Consider the following 18,641-nt stretch of genomic DNA (forward strand, 5'->3'; position numbering starts at 1 on the left):
GAAAGGAGGTGATCCAACCGCAGGTTCCCCTACGGTTACCTTGTTACGACTTAGTCCCCATCACGGGTTTCATCTTCGGCGCCTGCCTTGCGGCTCCGGCGACTTCGGATGCCCCCCGCTTTGGTGGCTTGACGGGCGGTGTGTACAAGGCTCAGGAACACATTCACCGCGGCATGCTGATCCGCGATTACTAGCGATTCCAGCTTCATGCGGGCGGGTTGCAGCCCGCAATCCGAACTGAGGAACGGTTTTTGCGATTAGCATGACTTTGCAGCCTAGCAACGCTCTGTCCGCCCCATTGTAGTACGTGTGCAGCCCCAAGCATAAGGGCCATGAGGACTTGACGTCATCCCCGCCTTCCTCCGGCTTAACGCCGGCGGTCTGTCTAGAGTTCCCGGCACGACCCGCTGGCAACTAGACACAGGGGTTTCGCTCGTTAGGGGACTTAACCCAACACCTCACGGCACGAGCTGACGACAGCCATGCAGCACCTGTGCACGTTGTTCCTTGCGGCCTCACCGACGTTTCCGCCGGCTAATCCGTGCATGTCAAGCCTGGGATAAGGTTTTGCGCGTAGCCTCGAATTAAGCCACATACTCCACCGCTTGTGTGAGCCCCCGTCAATTCCTTTGAGTTTCAGCCTTGCGACCATACTCCCCAGGCGGGGTACTTCACGGTTTCCCTACGACAGGGAGCCCATCGGCGAGCCCCCTATCCAGTACCCATCGTTTACGGCCAGGACTACCGGGGTATCTAATCCCGTTCGCTCCCCTGGCTTTCGCGTCTCAGCGTCAGTAGGCATCCAGGACCTCGCTTTCGCCACGGGCGTTCCTTCCGATCTCAACGCATTTCACCGCTCCACCGGAAGTTCCAGGTCCCCCTATGCCCCTCCAGACTCGTCGTATCCACGCCCGTTCCCCGGTTGAGCCGGGGGATTTCAGCGACAGACGCACGAATCCGCCTACACGCGCTTTAAGCCCAATGATTCCGAATAACGTTCGCACGGTTCGTCTTACCGCGGCTGCTGGCACGAACTTAGCCCGTGCTTCCTCCAGGGATCAATCAAGGCTTTTCAGCCCTTTTTCCCCCTCGACAGGAGTTTACAACCCGAAGGCCTTCATCCTCCACGCGGCGTCGCTCGGTCAGGCTTGCGCCCATTGCCGAAGATTCTCGACTGCAGCCTCCCGTAGGAGTCTGGGCAGTGTCTCAGTCCCAGTGTGCCGGGCCACGCTCGCACGCCCGGTAGGCATCACAGCCTTGGTGGGCCATTACCCCGCCAACAAGCTAATACCACGACAGCCCGTCCCACGACGCCGAAGCTTTGGCAAAACACCGATGCCGGTGTCGTTGCGTCGCTGGGGATTACCCGCGGTTTCCCGCGGCTATACCCAATCCTGGGGTTGGTTGCCGTCGCCTTACTCACCCTTGCGCCACTGGCCTTGCGGCCCGTTCGACTTGCATGCCTAATCCACGCCGCCAACGTTCATTCTGAGCCAGGATCAAACCCTTCGAGATTGGTCGTCTCCCCTGCTCCGAAGAGCAATGAGAGCCGGTCCTCACCTTCAAAAGGGTTGAGGAATTTGCTAACTGGTCGCAGCTCGAGTTCACCGGGGCACGCCCCTGCTCCCTCGTGCTGTTGGCTGTTGGATCCGTCTCCGTCGCGGTTCGACCTCCAACCAAACGGGGTCGAGACGACTCAAACGGCTCCACGCCGGCTTCCCTCAAAGGTTCTCTTCAACCACAAGAACCACGATCGACCGGATTGTCAAAGAACGAACGTGCTATCGAAGCGATTGGCCGGAGCGACTTGCCCTGGGGGCGTGTCACGCCGGCCGACTCTACCGACAACATCACGGCCCGCTATCTTGGTCGTCGGTTTCCCGTCGCCAGGTCAGCCGGCCGTTGCGTCGTCACCCGTGGTGACACAGGCGACAAGGGAGATAATACCAACTTGGCTCCGAAGGTCAACCCTCGAGTCCCCGTGCGCTGGCTTTTTTTCAGCAGACATTTGCAGAAAAAAGTAATTGCATGTTCGATATAAGGTTTAGTGTTATGCAGTTGGCGGTTCATTTGGACTTGAATTGAGCCAGGAATGATCGGGTGCGACAGCTTCCTTGTTCTGAGGGGGTCTCATGGCCTCGATCCGTTGCGTGATCCACTTTCCCTCCAGCCAGGAGCGTCTTAGAATGCTTCGGTCGGCCTGAGGCGTCGTTCGGTCGCGTCGGACGCAGGTCGCAGATGACGTCACACCGGCCGACAGGAACGAGACGATGTCCGACATTGGCGCGATCCCCCAGGTCGCTGTGCTGGTTAGCGGCGGCTTGGAGAGCGCAATTCTCTGCGTCGATCTGCTCCGTCAGTTCGGTCGCGTTCACCCGCTCTACGTTCGGTTTGGGCTTCGTTGGGAAGAGGTTGAGCTGGCCTATCTCAGGCGTTACCTCCAGGCGGTCGAGCGTCCGGGACTCTGCCCTCTCGAGATTCTGGACGAGCCGGTGGCCAGTGTTTACGGTCGGCACTGGAGCGTCGAGGGAATCGCCGTTCCCGACGCCTCCTCGCCCGACGCGGCGGTTTACTTGCCCGGTCGCAATTTGCTGTTTCTTTCCAAAGCGGCGGTATGGTGTCGGCTGCGGAATGTCGAGCGTCTTGCCCTGGGCTGTCTTGGCACCAATCCATTTCCGGATAGTACGCCGACCTTCTTTGAACAGATGGAGGCGGCCGTGAATCAGGCGATGGACGGCCGCTTGCGGATTTTGCGACCGTTCGATCGCATGCATAAGGACGAAGTGTTGAAGCGAGGCTTCGATCTTCCCTTGCAGCTGACCTTTTCCTGCCTGAGTCCGGTGGACGGCCAGCACTGTGGGCGATGCAACAAGTGTGCGGAGCGTCGCAACGGGTTTCGCGACGCGTGCTTTCCCGATCCAACGAATTACGCCGCGCCTCCTCCTGACGGCTCAATGGGAATGGCCGTCGGATCTCACTTTTAGACGAGACGAATCACACGATGTACCGAGTGACGCGCGAGATTGCATTCTGTTATGGCCATCGCTTGCTCAACTATGAGGGGAAGTGCAAGCATCTGCACGGGCACAACGGCCGAGCGGTGATCGTGCTCGAAGCCCAATCGCTCGACGCACGGGGCATGCTGGTTGACTTCGTCGAGATCAAGCAGAAAGTTCAGCGTTGGATCGACGAGAACCTCGACCACAACATGCTTCTCTGCCGGGACGATCCGATTCTGCCTGTCCTGGTCGAGCAAGGTGAGCGCGTCTTCGTAATGGACGCGAATCCGACGGCCGAGAATATCGCCCGACTCATCTTCGAGCGTACGGCCGACGAAGGGCTGCCGGTGGTTGAGGTGATTCTCTGGGAAACGGAGAAGTGTTATGCCGCCTATTCATCCCCCGCTTGACCTTCATCCGCCCTTACGTTGAAGTCCTATGGCAAAGGGGGCATGGTCCACCACTTTTGGGATGGTGGGCCATGCCCGTTTTTGCAGGACGGCAAGCCGATCTATTTTGGAAGAGCTGCGGTAACTGGAAGCCGTTGGTACGCTCCTCATTCCTCGGCTCACCCATTAGTGCGCGTGGCCATCCCCTTCTTCGCCTGCTTTGGCTTTGGCCTTGTGGACATAGGTGGAGGGTTCGTAGGGGAATTTCGAGTTTTCGACCCACCACTGAGTCTTCCCTTTGATCGTCGCCCCCTTGATAAAGATCAAGGCGTACTGCTCCTTCTCAGGAAACTTCTCGTTTCCCGGACCGCGAAGCACGTACAGAGCGGAAGCGTAGGGATTCATCCCCTCGAGCCCATGCCCCTCGATTCTTTCAAAGGCGATTTCTTCGCCAGGCCCGCTGGTAAGCCGGTCTTGAATGTTTCGAAGCGAGGCAAGCTGTTCGTTGGGCATGCCGGGCTGCGCTTGGGCGGTGATTTCTTTGAAGATCTCGGCCGGCTTCTTCCCCTCGCGGGCGAGCGGAGAGACCGTATAGAACACCGCGTCCTCGATTCTTCCTTTTTTCAAGACTTCGGCATATTGCGATGCAAATTGCCCCGCGCCTCGCGAGCGGAGAAAATCTTGGACCAAGGTGCTCGTCACTGCGGCCAGGCCGAAGACGAGGCCAAGCGCCATTCCGGCCTGAGCCATCTTCTTTCCGGTCCAGATCTCAGGATCACGACGAATTCGCCGCTCTGCGCTGAGGCCGAAAACGATCGCGGCGATCGTGAACGCGAGAAAGAACCAACTCGTAAAGCAGAGCACCGCCAGTACCCCGCAGATCAAGCTCAGAATCGCTGCCGGGCTGATCGCTCGATAAGCGGCAATTTCATTATCAATGCCCGAGATCGGCGCTGAAATTGACGCGAATGGTTTCTGATCTTGATCGAGCGCCACGTTCAAAACTCCTGCGGCGGGGATTCAACGGTCCGGTCGGGATTGGGTTCGACCAGATGCGGGAGAAAAAGCATTCGACAAAGAATCCGCGAGCTGGCCGACGGACCTGACGTCTTTGAGGCTAATCAGACCTGAGTTAAGCGTCAAGTGTTCAGCGCGACGCGAGCCCCGGGAATCGGGCGGGCATGAATGTCGAAAAGGCCATGGCCACCCAAAAGAGACCGAGGATCCATCCGGTCACGTTGGTCCACGACCAAGAACGACTCCCCAGGCGGCATCGCCAGCCGGCAAGGAGAACCGCCAGCATCGTCATGCCCATCGCCTCGTACCCGAGCGGTGTGGCCCAGGCCTGCATCCGCCAAGAACCGCGGGCCACTGCCGTGGCGTTGAACACCCAGAGCAAGAGTCCGCCCGTCATCCAGAGCAATTCACCAAGCCCGCGCTCGCCGGAATCAACCCGGGCCAACACCACAGGCCCAACCAGCGCGAGGCAGCCCGCGAGCGTATAGATACCGGCCAGTAGATCATGAGGGGGCCAACTGACCTTTCCTCGCTGGACGAGCATGTAAAGGCCATAGCTGACCGCCGCGCTCAGCAGGAGAGCATTGACGAGTTGTGGCGACGTGGAGTTGCCCGCGGGCGAATTCGAGGTCGCCTTGGTCCCGGAACGTTTCGGAGGCATCGGTGGTGGGCTTCCCATCGGCGAGGTGATCGTGCGCAGGACGAACCCCAACCCAACCAAGTTGAGGAACAGTCGGCTGCCAATTCATTCCATCGGCGCAGGGGGAAGGCCGCGATCAGTCGGATCGAGCGATTTGTCCATCACTCGTGCGGGCTCGGTCGATCCTCACTTTGATGAGGATTGCGTCGATTGTCAGTCGGGCGGAAAAAGCGGTTCCGCAGGATAAGTCAGCCCTGCCTCAGAGATGCGGGCGAACTCCGTCAGCCAATGCTGTGCCACCTGCGATGGCCCCATGATGTCCCAGACCGTCCAGCCAGCAACGATCAGGGCGTCTGCAATCAGCCGTCGATGGCAACGCCACGGGACCGCTTCGGAACACATCAAGGCGGTTCGGTAGGTTTCAGCGATCGAAACGAGGGCGGCCAGACCATCCTGGAATTCGGCGCTCGTCATATAATCGGCATAAGCGTTGAACGCCTCGACTCGCCAACCGTTGTTCGGCGAATCGAGGTTTCGTTGGTGGCGTCGACCACCCAAGGGCCCGAGATGGCGATAGCCGATGTGGACACGTTTGAGTTTGTCCTCCAACGCGTCGCGATTGAATTGCGGGTGGCGTTGGGATCCAGGGAAGCGACGGACGTCGGCGACCTGACTGATCGACCACTCTTCAAGGAGGCCGACGAAGACGTCGAGCTTCCGAGTGGAATGGCCGATTGTCCAGATTTCCCGCGTCATCGACTCCTCTTCGGCTTGTTCAGAAGCCCAATCCCTTGGTCGTCAAGCGGATCCGGGCGAGATACATATCTGCGTTCACGTAGAGCGTTGAGCCATCGTCGCCCCAGGCGCAGTTGCCGTTGGCCTCTCCGGTCGCGAGCGTTCCCAGGTGGGTGCCATCCGGACTGAAGATGAAGACTCCGCCGGGGGCTGTTGCGAAGAGATTCCCCAACTGGTCGACCTTCAGGCCGTCGGGCAATCCCTTCAAGGCCTTGTTCTTGGCCAACGACGTGGCGTCGAAAAAGACCTTTCCTGCGCCAAGCGTGCCGTCCTCCTTCACGTCATAGGCCATCCAGAGGGCTTGCTCCGGGTCGGAGTTCGCAACGTAGAGCGTCTTCTCGTCAGGGGAAAAGGCGATCCCGTTGGGATAGGTCAACTTGTCGGTCAGAAGTGTCACCTTGCCGTCCTTGGCGAGGCGGAAGACCCCGTTGAAAGGCAGCTCTTTTTTGGGGTCGTCATTCTTGCCCAGGAGACCGTAAGGGGGATCGGTGAAGTAGAGGTCACCATTCGACTTGAAGACGGCATCGTTGGGGCTGTTGAATCGTTTGCCCTCGTAGCGATCGGCGAGGACCGTGAACTTGCGGTTGGGTTCGAGTCGAGCAATGCAGCGGTCCCCGTGCTGGCAAAGGATAAGCCGTCCCTGAGCATCCATGGCCAACCCGTTGGATCCCGGTTCACCTCCGCGCGCCACGGAACCTGTATACCCACTGGGCTCGAGGAAAACGCTCGCCCCCTCCCCTTCCTTCCAGCGAAAGACCTTGTTCTGGGGGACGTCGGAGAACAGGAGATATCGACCTTGCCGGTCCCAGACCGGTCCCTCGGACCAGTCGTAGCCATCGGCAAGTCGCTCGATCTTCGCCTCGCTCGGGACCAGGCGATCGAGGCGCGGATCCTTTCGCTCGATCGTGCCCAGTGAAGGGTATTCCTTCTTCTCGTCCGCCGGCGCGTTCAGGCATAACAGTCCGAGGACGGTCCAGGCTGAGAGAACGCCGATTTGTAGCCGGATCGCATTCATGAGCATACTACCCCGCGGGAAGAGCCGGGTCGCGAAGACCGATTTGTGAAGGCCAAGGCCTGAACTTAGCCCCATCACAAGTCGCTGACAATCATCTCCCGGGCCAACCGCAGGATTTCGAGGTAGTGAGCCCAGTCATTCCGCCGGGTTCGGTCTCGTTCCGACCGAACCCGGCGTAGGACGAAGAACTCAGAGTTCGGCAAAAGGAAGGGTTTCGGTCACGATCACTTGGGCGGCCGCCTTGGCGACCTCATTCGGTGCATGCTCGGCCGCCTGGCGAGCATGTCGGAGGGACTCGATTGCGCGGCCTGCGTCTTCTTCAAGAACGGCCAGACCATAGTGGGCCTCGAACAGGTCCGCTTCGTCGCGGAGCGCGTCTTGATAATGACGGCGAGCCTCGTCAAACAGGCCTTCCACCAAGTAACTCACCGCGACGCGGGCCGAACGGATCGCGGGGCGAGGCGGAGCACTCGCCTTCTGCCAGAGAACGCGGGCTTGTTCGGCTTCTCCGAGATGAAGGCGGAGGGTCGCAATCCGATCGGTGACCTCCCACGGTCTTGATTCGCTGGGATAGGCCCGCTCGAGCAGGTCGGCCGCTCCGCCGGCTCGACCCGTGGCGAGCATCGAGGCGACGATCCGGTCAAGCTCACTCAGGTTCTCCCAAGCCGAGCTGATCTCCTGACCTAACTGTTCGCGAAGTTGCGCGAGCTCATTTGCGGACTTGGCCTGGGTTTCAGCCTGGTTCAGGTTGATCGGCCGCAGTCCGATGAGACGCTCGTGCAACGGGGCCGCCGCCTCGTTCATCCGCCGATCCTGGTACTGCTGGCTCAAGAGGAGCAATGTGAGGAAATCGTTCGGAGCGGCCAGGTGAGCACGTCGAAGTGCATAGGTCGCACGGACGGCAGAGAGGTCGAAGACCGGATCGAACGGGAGTCGATATCTCTGCACTCGATTCGACGGCTCTACTGCGGGCTCGCGGGCCGCCTCGATTTGACCGATCAATTTCCAGCCGGTCAGCGAATCGGGGTCGGCCTGCTGAATCCGCCTGGCATAGTCAAGGCCCAGGAGTATCATCGGCCTCGCCAGGTCGGATCGCTGATGCGCTTGCAAAACGCCGGCGTAGGCCCAGATGGCTTTGGCGGAGGCGACGAACGCATCGATCCCTTGGGGGATCGTCGCCGAGGCAGGTCGAAAATGGCGAGCGGCAAAATCCACCTGATTGGCACGGACGATCTCTGCATTCGCATCGTGGACGAAAACGCCCACGATGGAATCGAACCAGACACAGCGCCAGTGCGGTGTGGTCATCATATTGGCGCCGATCATGGCATTGGTGGCATGTCCCGCCAGCACCACGGGCCGCCCGATCTGGTCGAGTTGGGCGGGCCAACTCGACGATTCCTTCATCCCCCCCATCTCGCTTTGCAGGTTGAGATAACGCTCATACAAGTCGGGCCCGATCACCTCGAGTCGGGCATCGACGAACACCTTCCGTTCCAGGCCAGGAGTTCGCTCCGCGCCGTGGTAGTAGTCGTAGAGCGCGGCGTAGCCGTCGTGAAAACTGAGAAAGCGATTGGGCATGCCCGGTTTCCCGGCGAACTTGACCGCCTCGTGTGGAAACCAGAGCGGTTCCTCTCCCAGCCCGATCCGTCGATCCTCGCCGGCCCACGCGTAGAGTCGGCCGCTGGCGACGATCGCAAACACCACTGCGATACATCCGAGCGTTGCCAACCTTGGGAGGATGAAGGGGGCGAGCGACTCGCCCTCGATCCTGGGCCGGCGACGACTGATGGCAGCCGCCCACTCCGCGAAATTCCAGGCGGTGATCGTGCCCACCACGGCTGCAAACTGATGACTGTTTCGCGTGGCCTGCCAACTCAACCGGCAGAAGGCGGCGAACAAGAGAAACCGGAAGAGCGTCATCGACCAGTCACGCACTCGCCCCTGAGGAAGCTCTTCAGCCTCCTTCGTCCGTTTTGCCGTTTTCCGTTTTGACTTGGAAGTATCCTTCTTCGACGATCCTCGGGCAGGCGGGTCGAGTTGCGGATCGGACTGTGGAATTGAAGACGAGGTCCGTGCCACAACCGACCAGAGAATCGGAATCACGAAGCTCAAAGCGCCAAGGATGATGGTCAGAAGGTGGAGACAAAGCGGTAGGTTGTTCCAGCCCACATTCCGTTTGATGAACTCAGGGATCGGGGTCAATTCGGCAATCGACTTCGAGAAGATGGGATTCCCCATCGTCTGCAAGAGCTGGAGGGGGTAAAGCGCTCCCTTCAACCCATAGGGATTGAGGAGGCAGGCTGCGCCCGTCAAGAGCGTCGCAATCCCGACCGTGCGCCACCAACGCGTTCGCGAGGGAGCGAACGCCCCCGGCCGAAAGATCGCGGAGACGAGGGCAAACCCAATCAGGATGGGGCCGAGAACAAAGAGCCCCTGCGAGTTGACCCAGGCGACCTGAACGATCGGCAGCAGAAAAGCGAGCCTGGGGTGTTTGTCCCAACGGAAGAGTACCGCCAGGTCGGCACACAGGTAGAGGAGAGTGAACGTCTCGGGGCGAACATACATCCGACCACTCAGGACAAGCAAGGCGGGCATCCAGCCCAGCAGCATGACCCAGACGGGCCAGTCCCGTTTCTTGGCGGTGATGACCAGGAGGATTGCGAAGCAGGTGATCACGCACTTGGCCAGGTTCAGTGCAACCACCCCGCCGTATGCGTATCCCCAGCTCAGGACGACTTGAAAGCCCCAGTGCAAGTCGACCCAAGGATGGTCGGACACGGTGAACGTATAGAGATCGGTGGTCGGCACGGTGTGGTGCTGGCGAATCCAGTCACCGGTCCGAAGGTGCCACCAGAAATCGGTGTCTTTGAGCGGGAAAACGCCCAGCAGGAACGTGAGCTCCAAGAAGGACGCAATCAGGATCCAGTCGAGCACGCGGAGAGTGGTCGGAAGCGGAGGTGGTTCGTCGATTAAAGGGGCTAGGGCCGGCTTGGACCTAGTCTTTCGCGCCGGCGGACTCTCCGAAGACATCGGCGAACACCTCGACTTGGGATGGGGGACGCAGGATTGGGCCCCCGTCAGTTTACCCGAGTGGGAGGTGCAGGGTCGAGTCGGACGTTGGGTTTGATGCCGCAGGCGAACCGAACATGTCGTTGAATTCTCAGGTTCCCGCTGCTACGCTCGACACCCTTCCCTGGATGCCCCTGGGCCTTTGGGGAAATGGGCCTACCATCCACTCACACCTTTGAGGAGGTCGTTATGAGTCATTTTATCGGTAGAGTTCCCGCATTGGGATTGGCCTTGGCATGCGCCATGTCCCTGGCAGGCGCGGCGGCCGTGCAGGCCGAGGAATTGAAGGTCGGCGACAAGGCCCCCGATTTCTCGCTGCAGGGGACCGATGGCAAAACCTATTCGCTCGATCAATTCAAGGGCAAGAAAGCGATCGTGATCGCTTGGTTCCCCAAGGCTGATACCCCTGGATGCACCATCGAGTGCAAGTCACTGAAAGAGAACGGTGATGCCCTCAAGCCCTTGAACGTGGCTTACTTCACGGCCAGCGTCGATACCCCCGAGGATAACAAGAAGTTTGCCGAGAAGCTGGGCCTCGATTACCCGATTTTGAGCGATCCGACCAAGAGCGTGGGACAAGCCTACGGGGTCATCAATCCGGCGCGTGGTTTCGCGAACCGGTGGACCTACTACATCGACAAGGAAGGCACGATCAAGGAGATCGACAAGGAGATCAAGACCAAGAGCGCGGGGCAGGACGTTGCCGCAAAGGTCAAGGCTCTTGGTCTCACGTCCAAGTGACTTGATGGTCCCAGAAGTCGGAACGTCGTCCGACCGTCGGTAGTCAATCGCCACGGCGCTGGAGCTCAGCCCAGCGCCACTTCAAATCACCGAGGATCTTCCAGAAGAGCCGGCTGTGCATCCGCCCGGGGACGCGACCGCAGGCGGCGGCATGGTAGGAGTCCGGCTCCGTATACTCGATGTGGTGCGCCATTTCGTGCAGGTAGGTGTCAAAGAGCTCGTCGAGCGGCCGACGCCCGAGCTGGCGATCGTGCGAATAGATTCGCACAAGCTTACGCGTTTTGTAGTAACCCCCCAGGACGCGCGTGGTCGGCCTGACGTTGATCTCAAGCTCGTAGTCGGACTGGCAGCGATAGATCTTCGCGAACCGGTCGCAAAAGAGCGGTCCGAGAGCCGAGATCGGCGGCTCGAACCGCCGCGCCGGCGCAGCCACTGAGGGCTCTACGTTGGCTTCACGGTACGCATCCGGTTCGACGATCAGGCGTCCCCCAATCTGCTGGACCTGTTCGGCCAGGCGCTCGACGTCGAACTGGCGCGGGTCGATGAGTTGGCGCCCGCCATTAGGATGGACAAGCCAGTATCGCTCGGACATTCGACGTCCCTTGCGCATTCAGGTCGAAACGTCCTGCCGCTCCGTCTCCCGAAGACGGCAGGCGCGGTTAGGTCAATACGTCGCTCGGCCGCCGCTGATATCGTAACACTGTCCGGTGGTATAACTCGCTTCCGAGCTTACCAAGAAGTGCACCAGCGCGGCGACCTCTTCGATCGTCCCGGTACGGCCCATCGGGATCTTGGAAAGCATATAGTCAACCGTGCTCTGCGCCATCCCCTCGAGGATCGGCGTTCGGATGACGGCCGGTGCAATCGCGTTCACCGTCAAGTCTCCCCGACCGACGAGCTCCTTGGCGAGCGACTTGGTCATCGCGATCACCGCTGCTTTCGAAGCGGAGTAAGGGAGCAGGGTGGGGTTCCCTTCCTTGCCCGCGATTGAGGCGACGTTGAGAATCCGACCATATTTGCGCTCGATCATTCCCGGCGCGACCGCTTTGCAGAAGAGGAAAGGGCCGAGAATGTTCACGTCCAGGACCCGCCGAACGTCCTCGAGGGCCAGGTTCCAACTCAGGTCGGTCCGTCCGGTGATGCCGGCGTTATTGACCAGAATGGAGACGGGGCCGAGTTCCTCCCTGACACGTTCGACTGCTCGGGCCACGTCAGACTCCGAGGTGACGTCACCCACGACCGCCAGCCCCCCGAGGGAGCCTGCGACCTGCGATGCGTGATTCGCATCGACGTCGAAAACGGCGATCCGAGCGCCGGCCCGATGAAGCCGGCGAGCCATTCCTTCGCCGATCCCCTGCCCTGCCCCCGTGACCAGGGCGACCTGGCCCGAGAGATCAAAGAAATCCGCCATCATTTCGTCTCTCAGAGGATCTGCGGAGACCGAAATGTCGCGGTCCGATCGACCCGGCAAAACGGCTCTCCGTTCATCTTGAAAAGGGTTCGACACCTCCAGTACGCCCCATTTGGGGTCGTCGTGAAGTCCAGTCACCATAGCACGCTGGGAAACCATCGGCCACATCGTCTCGCCTGGAAACCTCGAGACGATTTTCCCGTCCGTTAAAAGCAAGAATTAAGATGCCACCTCGCCTCTGGTCAGGTTCTCTGGAACCAATGTGCGTTCAAGGACGTAATGAGGTGGTTCTCAAGAACCAGCGCGGTCTGATAGGATCAAAAGAGGGGAAATGTCAGGCGATCGGTGCAGGGCGATCTGATGGGAAACCTCAACGAAGGCACCCTGAGACGTTATCCGAGCGTTGCTTCCGTCGCCCCAGACCGAATCGCGCCTTTCGGATTTCATACCTCCAGCAAATCTCGCTTTCTTTTGGAACTCTCTCGAAGCCACGGCGTCCAAGGATAATGATGTCCGGGTGTGACGACGACAAGTCCCTTATTGACGCTTGTCGCGCGGGAAATACGGAGGCGTTTGGCGTCCTGGTTACCCGTTACCAGGATCGACTTTACCCCACCATTTTCCGCTTGACCGGCTGCGCAGATGAAGCGAGGGACTTGTTGCAGGATGCATTCCTGCGCGCTTTCGAGAAACTGGATCGGTTCCATGGCGAGAGTTTGTTCTACACGTGGATTTATCGGATCGCGGTCAACCTGGCCTTGTCCGGACGTCGTCGCCGCAGACCGGTGCTTCGGCTCAACCGCGACTCGGGTTCCGCTTCGATCGAGCCTGCTTACGACGTGGCCGAGAGCGACCCGTCGGCTCCGCTACAACGGGCAGAGAGAGACCGGATGATCCAGGACGCTCTCAACGCTTTAGCGGCCGACCATCGGGCGGTCGTCGTCATGAAGGAGTTCGACGGACTTCAGTATGAAGAGATCGCCGCGATGCTGGAAATTCCGATTGGGACGGTCCGAAGTCGGTTGCACCGGGCTCGTTGCGAATTGCGTGATCGGCTCCGAAGCCTGGTCGATGAAGATGCCCAGCTTCGCCAATCTTCGCATCATTCGCCATGAGACTGACGAGACGTGATGGGGGGCACGAGGCCCATGCCCGATTGGCCCTGACCCGCCGAGTGACCATGAAGACCGAAGACGAAATATTCCTGTCCGCCTATCTCGACGGTGAGCTCGATCCTGAGCAGCGATCGAGCGTCGAGTCGGCATTGCTTTCCAACCCGGCCTTGGCCGAGCACTTGCGTCAATTGACCGTGGTCCGCGACCTTGTCGCGAACTTGCCGCGACTGACGCTCCACGAGGATCTCTCCTCGGCGATCTTGGCACGGGCCCGGACTCGCATGCGGAACTCGCTTACATCCCGCCTCCGACACTCGCCACTGACCAGAATCGGGCTGGCCGCGGCAGCTGTGGTCGTCTTGGCCGTCGGCCTCGGTTTACTCACCGGCCGAACCCAACCGGTCCCTCCGGCTTCGGCTCCTCCGCCGGTGGTTGTCGCTGCCGTCAGAGCGCCGCAGACGGAACCGCCCCCTAATTCTCAGCTTAAGGCGAGGCCCTCGGACGCGTTGGTTGCCCATCATTCCGACGCGCCTTCGGTCGTTCCCCAGCACCTCCCGGTGGCGTCGCGACGCGACGAGACCGAGGTCCAAAACGACCGCGAGCAAATGCGGATCCGTAAACTTCTCGACAGTCCCGACCTGAAGCACGTTTTCATCGTCGTGGACGAGATCGGGGGCGACGTGCCCGGCCGAGTGGAAGGTCTTGTCCGAGACACGGCCCGCCTCGATCCCCTCTTCGGTAAGATCACGGTGAGCCAGGGGATCGTGATCGATCCCAAGCATCCCAACCAGGCGACCGTCTTTGCACTCGTGATGGATCAGAATGAGGTTGAACAGTTCCGAAATCGATTGAAACTCGATTTTCCGACCCAGTTTGAGGAAGTCGCCCCTGACCCTGTCGTGGTGACCCAGCTCTCAGGAATCGGACAGATCGCCGTCTCGTCCGGCTCTCGAGCGACCGCTCTGTCACCGCCTCCTGTGAACGAAGATCTGAAGACGGCGATCCGGACGCACACTCCTCCCAAGAATCAGGCCGTGATTTATCGTTCCAGTCCCGAATTCGATGGGATTCCCGTTCCTGAAGTTCCGCCCCGGCCTCCCGTCTCGTCCGACGATTTGGCGGTCGCGAAACCTTCACCCGAAAGGGAGTTGAGTGGTCCTCGGCCTTCATCCGCCAAGTCCATGAACCCGACCGCTTCATTGCCGGTTGCGAGCGAAGACGCGGCCTCTGAAACGACGCCTGGGATTCCCCCGAACTTGCAGTCGCCTGACAAGACCCGCCAGCGGCCGACTTCGGTCGTTCTGGTCTGGGTGACGACGCGCAATCCCGTTCAGAAGGGCCGGCGCTGACTTGAATCCAGTTTTCGTTGAGACCTGTGGAGATGAAGGGGGCAGAGTTCCGGTTGGCTCCTTGTTCCTGACAAACAGGATTGGAGGCCCGGTGGGTGTGTCCCCTGATTTTTTTTCTTTCCGTGGGCCCTCTGTAAATTGACGGCCCTAACGACCACTGAGTTTTGTAATCGTCGGGTCAGGTTGCCAGAGATAGAGGAAAGTCGGGAGCTTGCTTCGTTCTAGGCCAGGGTAACTGAATGGAATCAACTCGCTCTGGAGTGGAACGTTCGGGACGATCGAGTAGATCGATCGAGTGGGATGCCCGGCCCTCTCGAAGAAGACGACTTCCGATCCCGGAGCACTTGCCAATCGCTCGGCCTCGGTGATCGCATCATCCACATACCCAAGCTGGTCGACCATGTGAAGGGCGAGGGCGCGAGGCGCGGCGACGATCCGGCCGTCGGCAATCAAACGGTGATCCTCGACGGTCATCGTCGGTCGGTATTGAGCGACCCGAGACGCGAAGCGGTCACGAAATCCGTTGGCCATATCCTGGAAGAGCCCCCGCGCTTCCTCCGAGAGCGGCGCGGCCACTGACCCCATATCGACGAGTTCACCCGCCTTCACCGGCTCGACACGGAGGTTGAGCTGGGCCATCGCATCTTCGAGATTCGCGTGATTAATCAGCGCTCCAACCCCCCCCGTGATCGAGGTGGGGAGCGCGAAGACCCGGTCGCAACCGACGGCCAGGTAATAGGCACCGCCGGTCGCGAGATCCATCAAACAGGCGACGACCGGTTTGCCCGTGGTCTGACGAAAGCGCCGTAATTCCTCGGCCAGGATGTCGGAGGCCGTGACACCCCCACCGGGGCTGTGGACGCGAAGAACAACCCCACGGACATGAGGATCTCCCGCCGCCATCTCGAGTTTTTCCCGGAACGCCGAGACCGGGTTTTCACCGACGGAATAGATCCCGGTGAGATTCTGATTCAACAAGAGCCCGTCGACGTCGACAATGACGATGCGAGACGCCTCGCAACCCGCAGCGGCACGGCGAACCACGACAGGGATCATCGGTCCAGGATCGGTCGCCGTCGGTAGACGGACGTCGACTGTCCCTTGGAAGTTCGCCGCCACGTTGGCGTTGGCGTCCACCTTGCCCGCGATCGGTATGGCGTGACACCCCGACAACGCGATCGCGCATGCGAAAAGGATCCAGACTCGATGTTGGTTCGTCCTCGGGCACCCTTTCCAGCGCATGGGGGAAAATCCTTGCTAATCCGGAACACGCCCAACCCTCATCGCGTCGAGACAATCGCGTTCATTAGCTTAATCGGCACAATCACACCGGAACTTCGCCGCGAAACCGTTTTCAACCGCACTCGCCCTCGTGAAAATTCATCGGATGGAGAATCAACGTTTCAGACCAGTTGAGGACAGAGAACTCGGACCACTCTCAAAAAGTCGGGAGCTGGACCAGAGTCCCCCTCCGACATTTAATGAGGATTGTCGGTCGGGTCCCACAACCCAAGCCGGCCTATTAAAGCGAATCCTGAAGCTCCTGGTAAAGTAGCGAACGCGACTTTTTTGGGAGTCGTTTGAAGACGGCGGGCTCGCCGGGAGGGGAGCGACGCAGAATCGCTTGGGTGGCGAAACGGTCCGGATACCGATACTGAAACTTGCCTTAAGAATGTACCGCGAGGCGTCTCACCGAGACCCGATGTCCGGATTCGTAAGTGATTTCGCCAGCAGGCGGAAGGCGGTCTGAAGAGGCATTAGGAAGGAGCCATTTTGGGGTAGGATTGCGTGAAACTCCGCCCGATCGGGCGGGGCAAGGAGCGGAGGTAGGGGGCGAACCAAAAACGATCTTGACCGGCGCAGACAAAACCTTGATACTTTTCGCACCAGGAAAGCTCCGCCCTCGATGGACAACAGGGCGGTATACGCCCGATTGAGTCAAGGAAGACGAGTCATCATCGTGAAATCTGGCGCTTGCTCCAAGAGTCGGTCCTGCTCAACTCGCCCTCTCCCACCTTCCGGCTACGGTTTCTCGCGATCATCCGCAAGGAGCTTCGCGGCCTCGTCCTGGCCGGTCGAAACGTTCTCGCCTCGGCTCTGCGAAGATCCCGGTGTGAAGGTCGAGCCTAGGTCGTGCTCTCGACATCGTGTGAAGTCCGACTGGCTCGCCGGTTCAGCGCGTCAGAGGCGTGCGGGGCAACCCGAACGGCTTTCGGCGCCATAATCAGGCTTAGCTCGGGTGCTCACAGCGCGCACGATTGCTGGCACGCTGGCGGGCGATTCCCGATGGATGACTATCGGGCGGACATTTGATCGAGGGCGAAGAGGGTAGTCCCGTCCATGATGATCTCCAACTCTTTCTTGCTGATCTTCGCGGTTGCGTTCATGGGGTGCGTCTTGGCCACTCCCCTGGTGACGCGGATCGCGATCTGGGCCGGCGCAATTGACCGTCCAGACCAGTTCCGCAGGATCCATAAAGGGGCAACGCCTCGGCTCGGTGGCTTGGGGCTGGCGTTTGGCCTGGCCTCCGCCATCATGCTCGTGGGCTATGGTGGCTATTTGAACGACTGGCCTGGCGTCCAGGAATGGTGGGCTTGCCAGTGGGCGGTCTTCCTGGCTGGCCTGATTGTGTTGATGGTCGGGTTCGTCGACGATACTCGCTCCATCGCGCCTCGGATGAAACTCGCCGGCCAAGCATTTGCCGTCTTGATTCTTTTCGCTGGCGGAATTCGCATCCAGCGTTTCGATATTCTCGGAATGGCCATCGATTTGGATGGGCCGGTTATCGATCTGTCGATGGCCGGTATGCCTCTGTCCGTCTCCATTCCCAGCCTGATCGTCACGATGCTCTGGTTCCTCGCCTGCATGAACATCTGGAATCTCATCGACGGGATGGATGGATTAGCCTCGGGTGTTGGCCTGCTCGTCAGCGGCACACTGACCTTGGTGGCGATCCATAACCAGAATGTGGGTGTCGCGATCATGGCGGCCGCGCTGGCGGGCAGTCTGGCCGGCTTCTTGCTCTACAACTGGCATCCCGCTTGTATCTTTCTCGGGGACAGTGGGAGCTTGCTGATCGGTCTCTTGATTGGGATCATCGGGGTCCAAGGATCCTTGAAAGGCCCCTCAACGATCTCGATCCTGTTCCCGATCCTTGCAATGGGGCTGCCGATCTCCGACACGGCCATGGCGATCTTCAGGCGTTGGGTGCGAAACCTACCTCTTAGTTCGGCCGATCGGCGTCACGTTCATCACCTTTTAATTGGACTCGGGCTGAATCCAAGGCAGGCCGCCCTCCTGCTCTACTGCTTCTCGGGGTTCCTCTGCGGCGTTGTGCTCCTCGGGGTCTGCCTCAAGAATGAGATGCTCGCGCTGATTCTCGGGCTCTCGGGTTGCCTCGCCTTTCTGCTGATCCTCACCAGCCGTATGGACGAGTTCGCCAACCTTCGCGGTGATTTCAAAGCAAGGATCGCACGGGGACGCCAGGAGCGAGCCGCTGCGAAGCTCACCTGGGAAGCGATTCAGCGCATCGAACTCTGCGAGCACGTCGCGGCGATCCGAACGCTCCTGGAAGCTACGGCTCATGAACTCGGCTGCCAGGTCGAGCGGATCTCCTGCACCCGTAACGGTGACGAGATCTTCGCCGAAGAGGAAGCTCAAAGTGCCTCCCTGCCAGTATCCGCGCCGCTGTCGGGGCCGTCCGCAGTCTTCCGACTCTCAAGTGGCAAGGACCTGCTTCTGACCGTCGCACTTCATCAGACGTCGGAGACCTCGACCGCGGCCGACATTGCCTTCCGCTTCCTTCAGCGATTGTCTCTGGCCACGGCCGAACGCATCGAGCGGTTGTTGCTGACCCAGGAAGAAGAAAGCCACGATCGGGGTGAAGCGACGTCGGGATCGCTGGGGCACGCCTCTTCCTCGGAGCCATTTTCCAACGGCCCCCGCCTCTCGTCGCAAGTCTCGCCGGTGCTTGCCATCTCAACCACCCCATCGTTGACACGCGTCTCTTTGAACTGGCTCCGGATGACGTTGGGATGGAGTGTCCGACCTGTGGTCCACCACTCCACTCTGGGCGACAAATAATCTTATTGGAGCAGG

14 protein-coding genes and 1 rRNA gene are annotated in these 18,641 nt (G+C 60.0%); 6 read left to right on the forward strand and 9 right to left on the reverse strand.

What is annotated here, in order from left to right:
• Window position 1 precedes the first annotated feature (1 nt).
• Window positions 2–1,515 (reverse strand): 16S ribosomal RNA (locus SINAC_RS28730).
• Between the two features lie 755 nt (window positions 1,516–2,270).
• On the opposite strand from SINAC_RS28730, the gene SINAC_RS28735 reads away from it, so the two are divergent.
• A complete protein-coding gene (locus SINAC_RS28735) occupies window positions 2,271–2,984 on the forward strand; it encodes a 7-cyano-7-deazaguanine synthase (RefSeq protein WP_015249077.1) in 714 nt (237 codons plus the stop codon).
• A 17-nt stretch (window positions 2,985–3,001) separates the two neighbouring features.
• Complete coding sequence (locus SINAC_RS28740) at window positions 3,002–3,409, forward strand: 6-pyruvoyl trahydropterin synthase family protein (RefSeq protein ID WP_015249078.1); 408 nt, start codon at window positions 3,002–3,004, stop codon at window positions 3,407–3,409.
• A 165-nt stretch (window positions 3,410–3,574) separates the two neighbouring features.
• On the opposite strand, the gene SINAC_RS28745 is transcribed toward SINAC_RS28740, so the two are convergent.
• The 5 genes from SINAC_RS28745 to SINAC_RS28765 form a co-directional block, all read right to left on the reverse strand.
• The gene (locus tag SINAC_RS28745; protein ID WP_015249079.1) at window positions 3,575–4,384 is read right to left on the reverse strand and encodes a DUF4190 domain-containing protein; all 810 of its coding nucleotides are present in this window, start codon (window positions 4,382–4,384) and stop codon (window positions 3,575–3,577) included.
• Between the two features lie 151 nt (window positions 4,385–4,535).
• Window positions 4,536–5,066, reverse strand: coding sequence for a hypothetical protein (locus tag SINAC_RS28750; RefSeq protein ID WP_015249080.1), 531 nt, complete (start codon window positions 5,064–5,066; stop codon window positions 4,536–4,538).
• A gap of 192 nt (window positions 5,067–5,258) precedes the next feature.
• Window positions 5,259–5,801 (reverse strand): DUF488 domain-containing protein, encoded by a 543-nt coding sequence (locus tag SINAC_RS28755; protein ID WP_015249081.1) that lies wholly within the window; start codon window positions 5,799–5,801, stop codon window positions 5,259–5,261.
• A gap of 19 nt (window positions 5,802–5,820) precedes the next feature.
• On the reverse strand, window positions 5,821–6,846 hold the full coding sequence (locus tag SINAC_RS28760; protein ID WP_390553824.1) for an SMP-30/gluconolactonase/LRE family protein: 1,026 nt from the start codon (window positions 6,844–6,846) through the stop codon (window positions 5,821–5,823).
• A gap of 198 nt (window positions 6,847–7,044) precedes the next feature.
• A complete protein-coding gene (locus SINAC_RS28765) occupies window positions 7,045–9,792 on the reverse strand; it encodes a tetratricopeptide repeat protein (protein ID WP_020466916.1) in 2,748 nt (915 codons plus the stop codon).
• Window positions 9,793–10,116: 324 nt separating this feature from the next.
• Between SINAC_RS28765 and SINAC_RS28770 the strand changes: the two genes are divergently transcribed.
• Window positions 10,117–10,668, forward strand: a complete 552-nt coding sequence (locus tag SINAC_RS28770; RefSeq protein WP_015249084.1) for a peroxiredoxin family protein — start codon at window positions 10,117–10,119, stop codon at window positions 10,666–10,668.
• Window positions 10,669–10,711: 43 nt separating this feature from the next.
• Here SINAC_RS28770 and SINAC_RS28775 read toward each other — a convergent pair whose 3' ends face one another.
• Together SINAC_RS28775 and SINAC_RS28780 are read right to left on the reverse strand one after the other, a co-directional pair.
• On the reverse strand, window positions 10,712–11,260 hold the full coding sequence (locus SINAC_RS28775; protein WP_015249085.1) for a hypothetical protein: 549 nt from the start codon (window positions 11,258–11,260) through the stop codon (window positions 10,712–10,714).
• A 72-nt stretch (window positions 11,261–11,332) separates the two neighbouring features.
• A complete protein-coding gene (locus SINAC_RS28780) occupies window positions 11,333–12,079 on the reverse strand; it encodes an SDR family NAD(P)-dependent oxidoreductase (protein WP_015249086.1) in 747 nt (248 codons plus the stop codon).
• A gap of 509 nt (window positions 12,080–12,588) precedes the next feature.
• On the opposite strand from SINAC_RS28780, the gene SINAC_RS28785 reads away from it, so the two are divergent.
• Together SINAC_RS28785 and SINAC_RS28790 are read left to right on the forward strand one after the other, a co-directional pair.
• Window positions 12,589–13,194, forward strand: coding sequence for a sigma-70 family RNA polymerase sigma factor (locus tag SINAC_RS28785; RefSeq protein WP_015249087.1), 606 nt, complete (start codon window positions 12,589–12,591; stop codon window positions 13,192–13,194).
• A gap of 65 nt (window positions 13,195–13,259) precedes the next feature.
• The gene (locus tag SINAC_RS28790; RefSeq protein ID WP_154673831.1) at window positions 13,260–14,543 is read left to right on the forward strand and encodes an anti-sigma factor family protein; all 1,284 of its coding nucleotides are present in this window, start codon (window positions 13,260–13,262) and stop codon (window positions 14,541–14,543) included.
• A gap of 147 nt (window positions 14,544–14,690) precedes the next feature.
• Here the strand turns inward: SINAC_RS28790 and SINAC_RS28795 are convergent, their stop codons facing one another.
• Window positions 14,691–15,785: a S49 family peptidase gene (locus SINAC_RS28795; RefSeq protein WP_015249089.1), complete on the reverse strand. Its 1,095-nt coding sequence runs from the start codon at window positions 15,783–15,785 to the stop codon at window positions 14,691–14,693.
• Window positions 15,786–16,883: 1,098 nt separating this feature from the next.
• Between SINAC_RS28795 and SINAC_RS28800 the strand changes: the two genes are divergently transcribed.
• The gene (locus SINAC_RS28800) at window positions 16,884–18,626 is read left to right on the forward strand and encodes a glycosyltransferase family 4 protein (protein WP_015249090.1); all 1,743 of its coding nucleotides are present in this window, start codon (window positions 16,884–16,886) and stop codon (window positions 18,624–18,626) included.
• Window positions 18,627–18,641: the final 15 nt, after the last annotated feature.

It is taken from the genome of Singulisphaera acidiphila DSM 18658 (genome assembly GCF_000242455.2).
Taxonomy (GTDB): domain Bacteria; phylum Planctomycetota; class Planctomycetia; order Isosphaerales; family Isosphaeraceae; genus Singulisphaera; species Singulisphaera acidiphila.